The sequence below is a fragment of the Fibrobacter sp. UWEL genome (assembly GCF_900142535.1).
Taxonomy (GTDB): Bacteria; Fibrobacterota; Fibrobacteria; order Fibrobacterales; family Fibrobacteraceae; genus Fibrobacter.
The window spans coordinates 112,285-125,821 of the sequence record NZ_FRBE01000003.1; the positions used below are offsets into that span (position 1 = coordinate 112,285).

Sequence of the window (13,537 nt, forward strand, 5' to 3'; positions counted from 1 at the left end):
ATGCTCAAATGTTTACTATATTGAAGATATGACCAAGTCTATTGAAATTCGCGACGCTCATGAACATAACCTCCGAAATGTAAGCCTTTCCATTCCCCGTGATTCTATTGTGGTGGTCACCGGTGTGTCGGGTTCTGGTAAGTCCAGCCTTGCCTTCGATACGGTTTTTCAGGAAGGGCAGCGTCGCTTCGTGGAGTCTCTTTCCGCTTATGCCCGCCAGTTCATTGGCCGCATGAAGCATCCCGAAGTGGAAAGCGTCCGCGGAATTTCTCCCACCATTTCCATCGACCAGAAAACGGTGAATCGCAACCCTCGCAGTACGGTGGGTACGGTGGTGGAAATCCTGGATCATTACCGCTTGCTGTTCGCCCGACTTGGCGTTCCTCATTGCCCCAATTGCGGCCGTGTAATCCAGGCCCAGACGGTGGACCAGATTGTAGATAACCTTTACGCCAGCGACGAAAACAAGCAAGTGACGGTGATGGCGCCTATTGTGCAGGACCGTAAGGGTGAATATCGCAAGGAACTTTCGGAACTGAAGGAAAATGGTTTCGTCCGCGCCCGTGTGGATGGGACCATCTATCGTATCGAGGAGGTTCCTGCCTTGGTACGTTACGAGAAGCACACCATCGAAGCGGTGATAGACCGCCTGACGTTGGAACGTAAGAATATGAGCCGCCTTCGCGAAGCTCTGGAAGGTGCGTTGAAGCTGACGGATGGAAAGCTGGTAAGCTTTTTGTTCGGCGAAGGGGAGTATCGCCTGCAGGGTACGCTGCTGGCTTGCCCCAAGTGTAACATTTCCATTCCGGAACTGGAACCGAGATTCTTCAGCTTTAACGATCCCAAGGGTCGCTGCCCTGTTTGTAAGGGCATGGGCGAATCCTGCGAATTTGATGTGGACTTGATTGTACCCGATAAGACTTTGTCCCTGAAACAGGGCGCTCTTGCCGTCCAGAAAAAGGATACGGGTACATTGCTGTTTAGCGATTACGGTTGGCGCAACCTGCGTACCATCGCGAACGAGATGAAGTTTACCTTTGACACTCCCTGGAATAAACTGAAGCCGGCTCAACAGCAGGCTATTCTCCATGGCACTCCCAGCGGAAGCGAACGGGGCGTCATTGATATTATCCAGGAGCTTTGGGACATGTGGCACATTTACCACTTCCGAAAGTACATGAACATCGGGGTGTGTCCCGAGTGTAAGGGGACCCGCATCAATCGCTGTGCCAATGCGGTTCAGTTCCACGGGGTAAACCTGACGGAAATGACGGAATGGTCCGTAGAAAAATCCGTAGAGTTCTTTAACAAGCTGGACTTAAGCGATCGCGAGCAGCATATTGGCCGTGAAATCCTGAAGGAAATTCGAGGTCGTCTCAGCTTCTTGAATGCGGTGGGCCTTGGTTACTTGAACATTTCCCGAAAGGCTTCTACGTTGAGCGGTGGCGAGGCGCAGCGTATTCGCTTGGCTAGTGCTGTGGGCGCTGGGCTCCAGGGTGTGCTTTATGTGATGGACGAACCCAGCATTGGCTTGCACCCGCGAGATAACGATAAGCTGCTGGAAATGCTGGAGCACTTGAGAGCTCAAGGGAACAGCCTCATTGTGGTGGAACACGACGAGGATACCATGCGTCATGCAGATTACGTCATTGACGTAGGTCCTGGCGCCGGCGTGGAAGGCGGACGCATTATTGCCGCAGGTACTGTAGACGAACTGGAAAAGAATAAGGCTTCTCTAACCGGCGCGTACCTGAGTGGACGTAAGGCTATTGAAATTCCCAGCGAGCGGAAGAAGATTACCAAGGAAACTCCCAAGCTGAAAGTTTGCGGGGCTACGGAAAACAACCTGAAGAATATTGACGTGGAGATTCCTCTGGATGGTGCATTGACTGTCGTGACGGGTGTATCCGGCTCCGGCAAGAGTACGCTGGTGAACCAGATTCTCCGTCGTGAATTGGCTCGCATTTTCTTCAATTCCGAAGAGCCTGTTGGAAAGTTCGACCATCTGGAAGGCATCGAGAATATTGACAAGGTCATCGAAATTGACCAGACGCCTATTGGCCGCACCCCGCGAAGCAATCCCGCCACTTATACCAAGATTTGGGACGATATTCGCGATCTTTTCGCTGGCATGGAAGAAAGTAAGATCCGCGGTTATACCAAGAGCCGCTTCAGCTTTAATGTGAAGGGCGGTCGCTGTGACGCATGCGAAGGCGCTGGCGTTAAGGTGGTGGATATGCACATTCTGCCCTCCGTCCAGGTGACCTGTGAAGTCTGTAACGGTAAGCGTTTCAACGACGCTACCCGCGAAGTTTATTTCAAGGGTAAGAATGTCTCTGAAATTCTGGACATGAGCATTAGCGATGCGGCGGAATTTTTCAAGGACATTTCAAAAATCGCGCAACCATTGAACCTGCTGTGCGAAGTGGGCTTGGGCTACTTGACTTTGGGACAGCCTTCCACAACGCTTAGTGGTGGTGAAGCCCAGCGAATCAAGATTGCCTCGGAATTGCGTAGGCCTGGTACCGGCAAAACTTTGTACTTACTGGACGAACCTACCACCGGACTCCATTTCGAAGATATTCGTAAACTCATGGACTGCCTGAATCGTCTTCGCAGCCTGGGCAACAGCATTGTGATTATTGAACACAATCTGGATGTGATCAAGTGCGCGGACTGGATTATTGACTTGGGCCCCGACGCCGGCGTGCACGGCGGTAAGATCGTGGCCACCGGTACTCCGGAACAGATTGCGAAATCCAAGAAATCTGAAACCGGTAGATACCTAGCGCCAGTATTGGCAAAGAAACATGGGGAGAACAAGCCCATGAGTAAGCTGATGGGCGCTCTGGCAGATAACAAGGCGCGTTACAATGCCTTCGCCTCTTCCATCAAGGGAACTGCTGGTGAAACGGAAGGCCCGTCTTTGGATATTGAAGTTCGTGGCGCTCGCAAGCACAACCTGAAGAATATTGATGTGACCATTCCCCGCCACAAGCTGACGGTAGTTACAGGTGTTTCTGGCTCTGGTAAGTCTAGCCTTGCCTTCCATACATTGTTCAGCGAAGGCCAACGTCGATTTGTGGAAACCTTGAGTACTTACGCTCGCCGCTTCCTGGGTCGTCCGGACCGTGGTTCCATCGATTCCATTTCCGGTCTTGCTCCTGCTATTGCCATCGACCAGAAGAGCGCTAGCAAGAGCCCTCGTAGTACAGTGGCCACCCTCACGGAAATTTATGACTACTTCCGTATTTTCTGGTCCCGCGCGGGAACGCCTCACTGCCTCCATTGCGGGAAGCCTGTGGATTCCTACGCTGCCGGCGATTTGATGCAGTTGGCCTTCAACCGTGACGAAGGCAAGATGGTGACCGTCCTTGCTCCGTTTGAACTGAAGGATGTCATCAAGACTTCCAAGATCCTGACGGAAAAGGGCTACCGGAAAGTTTACCTGGGGAAGGAACTGGTGGACTTGCCTCTGCCTAAAATTCCTACCCGTGAAAAGCAACTCCTGGCTGTAGTGGATCAGGTAATCGTCAAGGAAGAAAACCGCGCCCGTCTGGTGGAAGCTTTTGAACGTGCCTACCGCGATGGGAACGGCATTCTGTTTGTGGACGCCGAAGGTCATGAACGTCTAGCCGCCAGCGAAAAGCCGGGCTGTCCGGAATGTGGCTGGTATATGGATAGTTCCCTCAATCCAAAGCTCTTCAGCTTTAATACTCACTGGGGCGCCTGCGAGACATGTCTTGGCCTCGGTTATCTGAAGGACAGCAAGAAGGATGCTGCAAAGCCTTGCCCCAGCTGTCAGGGGGAACGCCTGAAACCGGAATATCTTGCAGTCCGCATCGCTGGTAAGAACATTATGGATGTTCACCACATGAGCATCGACAATGCTCGGGATTGGTTTGCCCAGGTGGATTTTGACGGCGAGAAAAATGCCGAGGGCAAGCGCACTATTGCAGAACCGCTCCTTCGAGAAATTATCGGGCGACTGGACTTCCTGAAGTCGGTGGGCTTGGGATACATCGGCCTGGACCGCGCCGGCGATACGTTGAGCGGTGGCGAATCCCAGCGAATCCGTCTGGCATCTCAGATTGGTAGCGGCCTGGAAGGAGTGCTCTACGTTCTGGATGAACCTACTGTCGGCCTTCACGAAAGTGATACCGCCAAGCTGTTGGATACCCTCTATCGACTTCGCAACTTGGGGAACACCCTGGTGGTAGTGGAACATGACCAGAAGATGATGGAAGCTGCGGACCATATTATCGATATGGGTCCCGGCGCAGGTGACTTCGGTGGGGAAGTGGTGGCGGAAGGTTCCCCTCAGTTGCTGGCCAAGCCTTATGCGCTTCAGCAGTTCCCCCGTAGTGAAACCGTGAAGTTCCTGACTCATCAGACTCCTGTGGCTAACGAGGTGGCTCCCATTCGCATTACGGACTCTACAGAGTTCTATGAATTTAGCGGGCTGAATCATAACAACCTGAAGAACCTTTCCGTGAAGTTCCCCAAGTGTGCGGTCAGTGTGGTTTGTGGCGTTTCCGGCTCCGGCAAGAGCTCCATGGTCATGGACGAAATCTACCCGGCCCTGAAAAAGAAGTTCCAGGCCCGCGGCAAGAAGAAACAGAGTGGGGAAGTGTTGCTGGTGGACCAGAGTCCGATTTCTGGCACGCCCCGCAGTACTCCCGCCAGCTTTACCGGCGTCTTCGACGATATCCGCAAGTTGTTCAGCAAGCTGGAACAGTCCAAAATCAAGGGCTTTGACTTTGGCCGATTCAGCTATAATCTAGCCCGCGGTCGGTGCGAAGCTTGTGAGGGCCGAGGTGTCATTTCTGTAGAAATGCACTTCCTTTCCGACGTGTGGGAAACCTGCGAAGCCTGTGGCGGAAAACGTTATAACCAGGAAACTCTGTCGGTTACCTTCAAGGGTAAGAACATTGCCGATGTTCTGGACATGCGTGTCATTGATGCCTGCGAGTTCTTCAAGGACCAGCCCAAGATTCTTCCCAAGCTGGAGACCCTTCGTGATGTGGGCTTGCCTTACGTAAAGTTGGGACAGTCTGTCACTACCATGAGTGGGGGCGAAAACCAGCGCTTGAAACTGGCTGCGGAACTGACCAAGAAAAAGGCGACGGAAACGGTCTACCTGCTGGATGAGCCCACCACCGGCCTCCACCTGAAGGATATTCAAATCCTGTGGAATCTCATGCGTAGGCTTTCTGCCCGCGGGGACACGGTCATTGTCATCGAACACCATCCGGATATTATCCGTCTGGCGGACTGGAAGGTGGAACTTGGCCCTGTGGGAGGTTCCGAAGGTGGCCATTTAATGGAAATGGGACCAAATAATTAGAGTTTTTGGAGAATTGTAACGTCCTGTTTTACAAAAAAGTTATTTTTACGTAAGAAAATGGACATCTTTTGGACGTTTTTAGATTTGTATTTAAAGGAGACTTTATGTCTTTTAAACATTTGTTGCCTCTCTTGCTGTTGGTTCCGGCTATTTCCTTTGCCGATAGCGATCGTAATTTCAAGATTGCCCCCAATATGTTCAAGGATGGGGTTGCCTTACAGTCCAAGACTGAAATTGCCCTAGATAAGAAAGGCCTAAGTCTTTCCGAAACGCCCAAGATTCCTCTTCGTACCAATACCTTCTACTTCCGTCAGAAAGTTGGCCCCAAGGAATACAACTGGTATGTGGGTCAGCCCAACCTGAAAACCTACGAAAAACTTCATGCCTTTAGCTTGAAGGACAACTACCTGAAGGGCTCCGAAGTGGTGACCATGCGCTTTTACGCCACCCAGAATAACAAGGCCTTCCAGGATGAAAACGATATCTATTTTGATAGGGAATACATCTATTCCGCCCGTGTGCCGAAACTGTACTTTATGAAGAACGGCCGTTGGCAGCAGCTGAAGGAAACGGACCTTCCGGGTGTCATCTCTATTGATAATTCCATTCCAGGTCTGGAAACGGTGGCTATCACCAAGGCTGTTCGACAGGTTTCCTCCCTGGTTTATCCTCTTGCTCCTGGCATGTATGCCTTCTCCTTTTCTGCCCCCGGCTATCTGCCTTTCGTAGACGCAGTTTCCATCCAGGAAGGTCAGACCTTGACCCTTAAGCCGAAGCTTCCCCTGGCTGATACTACTGGTGCTCATAAGGATGCCAAGATCTCCATTACGAAGGATCAGGTGGCTCAGGCCAAGTCCCTGGAAGATGTGGAAGCCCTGTACGACGCATTCGTCCGTGAACTGGAAAGCAATGTGTCTCTGGTAGATACCAATGAATTCACAAAGATCTATCCTGCTGCAGTAAACAGCCTCAAGCTGGGTGTGGCTAAGGATGACGACAACTATGTGGATTACGTAAAGCGCTTTGAAACGACCCGTCGCAACGCCAAGGACCAGTGGCGCAGTGATAAGCTGGGTGGTGCTGGTGAAGTTGGTCGTGCAATTCACGCAAAGATGGATAGCCTGGAAAACCTTCCCATTCGTGGATCCATAGCACCCGCTCGTGTAGAACCGGTATACGATGAACAGTCCAAGGATCGTCCTATTGTAGCCGTAAAGATTTTCTTCGGTCAGGAAAAGGGCCGCTATGATGTTGCATGGGTTGGTACTGTGGTTGGTCTTTCTCCTGCAGACTTCTATGGCAAGTTGACTTCCGGCAATGTGAAGCTCTCCTTGACTTTGGCTAATAACAAGCCCGTCTGGATTTATAATCAGGGTGTTCTGTTGGGCCGCTACCAGTACCGCTACGACCGTCTGGATGTGACCATCGATGGTGCGGAAGTGGCTAATAAGGGCGAATTCGTTTTGCCGGCTCATATCCGCGATCAGGAAGAAGTAAAGGCCTGGCTCAACCGTCCTAAGGATGATGTCAAGGAAGAAACGGTTCAGCAGGTTGCCGATGCCCAGGATGCCGCAGAACGTTTGGCTTTGGCTCTGCAGCGTGCAAATGATATTGATGCTGAAGTGAAGATGAATGCACCCCGCATTGTCCGCGATCGCGAACATGGTACTGTGGCCTTGCTGGATTCTGGCAAGTTCCGCTACTACGGTCGTGTGGTGTCCATGTCTCCCTTTGCCATCCAGACGACTGAAGTGACCCAGCAGTTCTTCAGAGATATTATGGATCGTACGGACTCCACCAAGAGAATTAAGGACAGATCCCACTTTGTGGATCCCAACAAGCCGGTTCACAACATCAACTGGGACGACGCTCGTGCATTCTGTCAGATGATTGGCGGTGATCTTCCCACGGAAGCTCAGTGGGAATTTGCTGGTCGTGCAGATAATAATGAAGGCTCCCTCTGGAACCTGGATGAAGACCCGGATCCCACACAGTACGCAGTCTTCCGTGACAATTCCTACAAGCTGGGCAAGAAGAATCCTGGCTATGGTCCCCAGCAGGTTGCTCTCCGCAAGCCCAACGCATGGAGCATTTACGATATGTCCGGTAACGTTGCTGAATGGACTCGCGACAGCTACTTCATGTTCTCCTTCTGGGTGGAATCCTCCAACCCCACAGGTGCTGCAATGGGTCTGCACAAGGTGTATAAGGGCGGTTCCTGGAAGGATAAGGAAGCCCGTCTGAATCTTACTGAAAGTGATGACGAAGATCCGCGTTATTGGTCTGACGCAATCGGTTTCCGCTGCGCTTTCCCCATTTCCGTTTTTGAAGGTGATGCAAATGTCAAAAAATAATGACATCAAGGGTCAGGAAAAAAAGCCTAAGGAAATGAAGCTTTTCAAGAAGCTTACTGCCATTCCTTACCTGTTGATTTTCTTTGCCCTTCTGATGCCGTTTGCTACTGTTTCCTGTACGGGTGCGAACCTCACTCCTAAAAAGGTGGAGGGACAGGATTCCGTTCAGATGATTCCCCAGGTGGAAAAGACTGAAACTGTCCTGATGGAACTTTCCCTTTACAAGCTTATTTCTGGTGTTAATCTGGAAGAAGATATGAGTGAAGTGGGCGCAACAGAATTGAAACGCTTTGAGAAGAGCGGATTCCTCACGGCCTTGAAGGCTCGTACTCCGGATTACCCGCAGCTTCCTCCCATGAGTTTCCTGTGGGTGATTCTTCTGGGCATTGTCCTTTCGGCTGTATTCGCTCTCTTTACGCCTCTTGGCTCCATTACCCTAGGGATGTTGACCTGGGTTGCCATGTGGGGCGCTCTGGCCCAGCTGGGTGAGGTGAGCGGCGCTGTCGGTGTTCCTATCCTGAAGGTGGAACCTGGCGTTGGACTTTATGCGGCTACGTTCATGATTTTCTTCGGAACCGCAATGAACCTGGCCTCCATCATTCGACCGATCGTTGTGGAACTGAAAGCTCGTAGGGCTGCGAAAAAAGCTTAAGGTTTAAAGTATAAAGAGATGCAAGGGGATGTTCTCCCCTTGGAACCCCTAAAAAGAATTGGTCCTCAAAGCATCGCTTTGGGACCATTCTTTTTTGTCTGAAGGGGAGTAAACTCCCTCTTCAGAATATAATCTCGCGCCTCGCGCTTATTACACATTGAAGCGGAACAGCATGATGTCGCCGTCCTGCACCACGTATTCCTTACCTTCGGTACGGAGTACGCCTGCTTCCTTAGCGGCGTTCCAGCTGCCGTACTTTTCGAAGTCAGCGAAGGAGAGGGTTTCTGCACGGATGAAGCCGCGTTCGAAGTCGGAGTGGATGACACCTGCGCACTGGGGAGCCTTGAAGCCAGCTTCGAAGGTCCATGCACGGCATTCCTTTTCGCCTGCGGTAAGGAAGGTGCGGAGGCCCAGGATTTCGTAACCCTTACGGACCACTGCGTCCAGGCCAGATTCTTCAAGGCCCAGGTCCTTCAGGAATTCCACCTTATCGGCGGGTTCCATCTGGGAAAGTTCTTCTTCGATCTTGCCGCTGATCATGATCACTTCGTGACCGTTCTTTGCAGCGTATTCCTTCAGGGCTTCCACGTAAGCGTTGCCGGTGAGGATGTCGTCTTCCTTCACGTTGGCGCAGTAGAACAGGGGCTTTGCAGTGAGGAGGGCCAGATCCTTGATCACCTGATCCATTTCTTCGGATTCACCCACGAGGCCGCGGGCAGCCTTACCTTCCTGGAAGGCGTCACGGAGCTTTTCGCAAGCAGCCAGACGAGCCTTGGCTTCGGCACCACCCATACGGGCGTTCTTTGCTTCGGTAGCCAAGCGCTTTTCAACGGATTCCAAATCCTTCAGGATCAGTTCAGTTTCGATAATATCCACGTCACGAACCGGATCAACGGAGCCGTGGACGTGAACGATGTCGCCGTCATCAAAGCAGCGGACCACTTCCATAATGGCCTGGCATTCACGGATGTGGGTGAGGAACTGGTTGCCAAGGCCTTCGCCCTGGGCAGCGCCCTTCACCAGACCTGCGATGTCCACGAATTCGGTAACGGCGGGAACGATGGACTTGGGGTTGTAAACTTTTACCAGAGCATCCAGACGTGCATCCGGAACGTTCACCATACCCACGTTGGGGTCGATGGTGCAGAAGGGATAGTTGGCGGCTTCGGCGCCTGCGTTGGTAATTGCGTTAAAGATGGTGCTCTTGCCTACGTTGGGCAAGCCTACGATACCACATTTAAAACCCATGATAATCTCCGGTTTAATTTTTACGCAACAAAGTTAGTAAAAAGGGACTTTCCGTGTAGTTCTCAATTAGCTAAATTTGGCCTCAACTATGGCAAACTCGAAAAACATGGACTTGCTCTCGGGCTCGATATGGGATAAGATCCTTAAGTTTGCCATTCCCCTGGCTGCCAGTTCCATCTTTCAACAGCTGTTTAATTCCGCTGACGTTGCTGTGGTGGGGAAGTTTGCCGGCGATGCTGCCCTGGCTGCCGTGGGTGCCAATACCTTCGTTATCAACCTGATGGTGAACCTTTTTGTGGGTCTTTCCATCGGGGCAAATGTGGTGGTGGCCAATGCCCTTGGGGAAGGGCGCCCCCGTTCTGTTTCCCGAGGGGTACATACCTCGGTGGCTGTGTCCCTAGCCTGTGGAGTCCTGCTGGGACTTATCGGGATATTCTTTGCCCGTCCTATCCTTACCGCAATTTCTACCCCCGCCGATATTCTGGATCAGGCGATTCTCTACTTCCGCATTTACTTCATGGGAATGCCCTTTATCATGCTGTACAATTTCTGTGCAGCCCTCCTGAGAAGTAAGGGGGATACCAAGCGACCTTTCTATGTGCTGCTGGTTGCAGGTGCAATCAACCTGGTTTTAAACATCCTCTTTGTGGTGGGCTTCCATATGGATGTGGATGGCGTTGCCATCGCGACGGTCATTGCCAACGTGATCAGCTCTGTAACCTTACTGGTATTCCTGAGACGGGAAACGGGGCCCTTCAAGTTTAATTTCTGGAAAATGCGTTTTACACCCTGGATTCTGGGACGCATCATAAAGATTGGCTTGCCCGCCGGTGTGCAGGGTGCATTATTCTCCTTCAGTAACGTGTGTATCCAGTCTGCAATTAACAGCTTGGGCTCTACGGCGGTGGCAGCTTCCGCCGTGGCCATGAACCCGGAATTAATCGTTTACTTCTGGCTTGCTTCCTTCGGTCACGCCTGCGTTACCTTTGTGGGGCAGAACTATGGGGCCCGAAATCTGGAACGTTGCAAGAAGGTTGTCCGCTGGACTCTTTTGCTGTCGGGCTTGTCCACTTTTGCACTGGGCGCCTTGACCAGCATATTCTATCACCCCATCCTTTCCATTTTTACCAATGACGAAGCTACCATCGCAACGGGCATGTATCGCGTGTACATTGTCATCGGCCTGGAGTTTATTAACGTGCTGATCGATGTGAGTTCCGGTGCCCTTCGCGGTATGGGAAAATCCATGCTGCCCACATTAATTTGTGTGTTTGGTATTTGTGGAATCCGTATTTCCTGGGTTTTTGTCATGTTCCCCAAGTTTGGAACCTTCAAGGCCCTTATGTTCTGCTATCCCATCAGCTGGCTTGTCACTGGAATCGTACTGGTCTGCATTTATGGCCGTTTTGTCCGCAAAAAGAAAATAGAGTGGTCTTCCGAAAAATAGGCTTTTTATATATTTCATTTCGATGAAGTATTTAATTACGTCTACATTATTACTAGCTCTTGGCCTTTCTGCCTGTGTTTATGAACCTGAGCAGTTTGAGGAGTCCTCTTCTGCCCCCGCATCTGGGTCCAGTTCAGAAATTGGAACGGTTCGTGCCATTAACAGCGGCAAGCAGATTTGCAATCCGTCTATTTCTCAGGATACGGCAAATTATCCCGGTGCCATGCTGTGGTTGAATTTTGGTGGCGTCCTGAATGTAACCCCTAAGGATTCCAACTATACCACTCGTCAAGTGGTGCAACACGACCGTTTGACGGTGACCAACCAGGATAACGAAGTAGTTTGGTACTTAATGATGGACTCCACGGATTGCCAGTTCCAGGATCCGGAATGGAGTACTCATCCTAATTTCGTGGTTGCTACTCGAGGTGTGGATAGCGAAGGCTCCAAGGGATGTACTGATCTGGATTACGGTATCTTTGCCGCCCGCATGAGCGACCATAAGCAATTCTGGCTTGTAGATAAGGGCCTTGGCGAATTTACCACTCCCCATTTGTGGGTGGATCCTTCTGTAACGGATCTGGATACTACGGCTTCCGACACTACGGTACAGGGATTCTTCGGTACCGAAAATGTTCGTCTGGTTTATGTGGACACCAAGAGCGAAATCAACTTTGTGGATTTTGCCAACGGCGGCGTGAAAAAGACGGTCAAGCTGAAGAAACCCGCAGAAATGCAGAAGGAAAACTGGACTCCTGATAGTCCTATGATTTCCCCGGACGGCAAATTCATCGTGTTCAATGCTGTTAAGATCATGGGTAACAGCACTGTCATGAAGTCTTACATCCAAAAGCTGGATGCAAATGCAACCGCTGTAGAAATGGAACGTTCTTCTGACATGATGGGCGAGCCTATGCAGCCCCATTGGTTCAAGTATGGTGCACGTCTCTTTGTGACTTGGACTGAAGTCTCTGAAAATAATTTCTTCGTTAAGGGTGATTTGTCCTTGGCCGAAACTCAGGATGGAAGCCTGGGCCGTACGGTTATGCGCGAAATTTCCCTGGATGCAAACGCTCCTGCTGACTTGGCTATGCAGTGGGTGGGTTCTGTAATTGAAATTGCTCCTGTTCCTATGACTGGCGGACGCTCTCCTGATGGAAAGTTCCTTGCCACTGGTTATCAAAACGGCTTTATGCTGGAACTTCCGTGAGGCTCTCGATGAAATTTGATTACAGAAAGATTTGCGGAATTGCTGGCGTGGCCCTGTTGGCCTCTATCGCAGGCTTTGTTGGCTATAAGGCTCCTGTTGAAGTTGCTACTCCGTGGCAGTCCATTGGTGGCTGCGGTGCTGGTGGCTCTGGTGGCGGTTCCGGCGACGGTATTAAGTGGATTGGCCAGGGCGTCTCTGGTGGTTATCTGGAAGTGGAAGCCTTTACCAAGTATGCAGTGGGCCAGAATTTCTCCAGCATGACCTTTACGCCCCATTTGTCCGTGAAGCCCACCTGGTCTACGAAACTGGGCGTGAGCATTCCCATGATGAGTCATCAGGGTGAAGTGCAGTATCGAAGCAACCAGAATCCTACCGATCGCACCACAGGCGGTCTGGGGGACGTGTCCTTTGACTTTAGCAAGACCATTGGTAGTGGTGGCGCAGCATCTCTTTCCGCCAGTTTGAGTATTCCTACGGGACAGTACGACATTAAGCGCGGTACTGATGGTGGTAAGGAAATTCTGCCTAGCAGTTTCCAGAAGGGTTCTGGCTTGTACAGCTTGACCTTGGGCTGGGACTATAGCCGCGATACGGATAAGGGCATCTGGCTTTACGGCTTGACTTATACCCATCCTTTTGCCATGCACCTGTTCTCCGGGGAAAACGAATTTAACGATTCCTACTGGAAGGACTTGGACCATAAGGGAGACCGGTTCAAGTATCGATTCAAGGCTTATGGCGAAAACGACCTTGGCGCCTATACGCCGCCCAGCGTAGGTGGTTCCATTGCCTACGGTTATCGTGGACGTCCGGGAATTGTGCAGTCCTTCGGCCTGAGTTTCTCTGCTCCGCTGGGTGTAGCCTGGATTTCTTCTGAAACGGAAGGCAAGTACGATCCTCGTCCGGATCCGGATCATAAGGCCTGGTCTGCGGCTCTTGCCTATGGTATCGAATTTTCCGATACGGACTTCCCCGTGTATTTTGCAGTAAGTATTCCTATTCACGACAAGTCCAACTCCAACTCTAAGGACGAGTACGATGAAAAGCCCATGCGCCAGTGGGACGCTCCCGATTGGTCTGATTTTGGACAGCAGTGGACTGTGGCTGTGGGCGTGAAGGGTTCGTTCTTCTAGTTTGCTGGTTGGTCGCCTGTAGTTCATCTTTGTTTCGTCGGGTTGATTTGGGGTTTGCCGCGAGTTTGCTGCGGGTTTGCTGTGGGTTTGCCTCGGGTGGGGCTCGGCGGTAACTAGTCCCTTCGCTCCGCTCCCTGCGCTTCGCT

Annotated in this window: 7 protein-coding genes; 6 read left to right on the forward strand and 1 reads right to left on the reverse strand. The window is 51.4% G+C overall.

The window, feature by feature from the left end; translation table 11 throughout:
* Positions 1-28 precede the first annotated feature (28 nt).
* The 3 genes from uvrA (at position 29) to BUB59_RS03255 (ending at position 8,353) form a co-directional block, all read left to right on the forward strand.
* Complete coding sequence (gene uvrA / locus BUB59_RS03245) at positions 29-5,347, forward strand: excinuclease ABC subunit UvrA (RefSeq protein ID WP_073225584.1); 5,319 nt, start codon at positions 29-31, stop codon at positions 5,345-5,347.
* Between the two features lie 104 nt (positions 5,348-5,451).
* Positions 5,452-7,701, forward strand: coding sequence for a formylglycine-generating enzyme family protein (locus BUB59_RS03250; protein ID WP_073225586.1), 2,250 nt, complete (start codon positions 5,452-5,454; stop codon positions 7,699-7,701).
* Positions 7,688-8,353 carry a hypothetical protein gene (locus BUB59_RS03255; RefSeq protein WP_073225588.1) on the forward strand — a complete coding sequence of 222 codons (666 nt, stop codon included), beginning with the start codon at positions 7,688-7,690 and terminating at the stop codon, positions 8,351-8,353. Before BUB59_RS03250 ends, BUB59_RS03255 begins: the two co-directional genes overlap by 14 nt.
* Before the next feature lie 150 nt (positions 8,354-8,503).
* Here BUB59_RS03255 and ychF read toward each other — a convergent pair whose 3' ends face one another.
* The gene (gene ychF, locus BUB59_RS03260) at positions 8,504-9,601 is read right to left on the reverse strand and encodes a redox-regulated ATPase YchF (protein WP_073225590.1); all 1,098 of its coding nucleotides are present in this window, start codon (positions 9,599-9,601) and stop codon (positions 8,504-8,506) included.
* 88 nt (positions 9,602-9,689) lie between these two features.
* Here ychF and BUB59_RS03265 point away from each other — a divergent pair, with 88 nt between their 5' ends.
* Genes BUB59_RS03265 through BUB59_RS03275 form a run of 3 tightly spaced genes read left to right on the forward strand, consistent with a single transcriptional unit; the run spans position 9,690 to position 13,391 of the window.
* On the forward strand, positions 9,690-11,048 hold the full coding sequence (locus tag BUB59_RS03265; protein ID WP_073225591.1) for an MATE family efflux transporter: 1,359 nt from the start codon (positions 9,690-9,692) through the stop codon (positions 11,046-11,048).
* Between the two features lie 22 nt (positions 11,049-11,070).
* Positions 11,071-12,258, forward strand: a complete 1,188-nt coding sequence (locus tag BUB59_RS03270) for a hypothetical protein (protein WP_073225593.1) — start codon at positions 11,071-11,073, stop codon at positions 12,256-12,258.
* 8 nt (positions 12,259-12,266) lie between these two features.
* Positions 12,267-13,391, forward strand: a complete 1,125-nt coding sequence (locus tag BUB59_RS03275; protein ID WP_073225595.1) for a hypothetical protein — start codon at positions 12,267-12,269, stop codon at positions 13,389-13,391.
* The last annotated feature ends 146 nt before the right edge of the window (positions 13,392-13,537 follow it).

Excerpts from the sequence above, each read along its gene's own strand:
- BUB59_RS03250 (WP_073225586.1), top strand. The coding sequence starts at position 5,452 with ATGTCTTTTAAACATTTGTTGCCTCTCTTGCTGTTGGTTCCGGCTATT.
- BUB59_RS03270 (WP_073225593.1), top strand. The coding sequence starts at position 11,071 with ATGAAGTATTTAATTACGTCTACATTATTACTAGCTCTTGGCCTTTCT.
- BUB59_RS03275 (WP_073225595.1), top strand. The coding sequence starts at position 12,267 with ATGAAATTTGATTACAGAAAGATTTGCGGAATTGCTGGCGTGGCCCTG.
- ychF (WP_073225590.1), bottom strand. The coding sequence starts at position 9,601 with ATGGGTTTTAAATGTGGTATCGTAGGCTTGCCCAACGTAGGCAAGAGC.
- BUB59_RS03265 (WP_073225591.1), top strand. The coding sequence starts at position 9,690 with ATGGCAAACTCGAAAAACATGGACTTGCTCTCGGGCTCGATATGGGAT.
- BUB59_RS03255 (WP_073225588.1), top strand. The coding sequence starts at position 7,688 with ATGTCAAAAAATAATGACATCAAGGGTCAGGAAAAAAAGCCTAAGGAA.
- uvrA (WP_073225584.1), top strand. The coding sequence starts at position 29 with ATGACCAAGTCTATTGAAATTCGCGACGCTCATGAACATAACCTCCGA.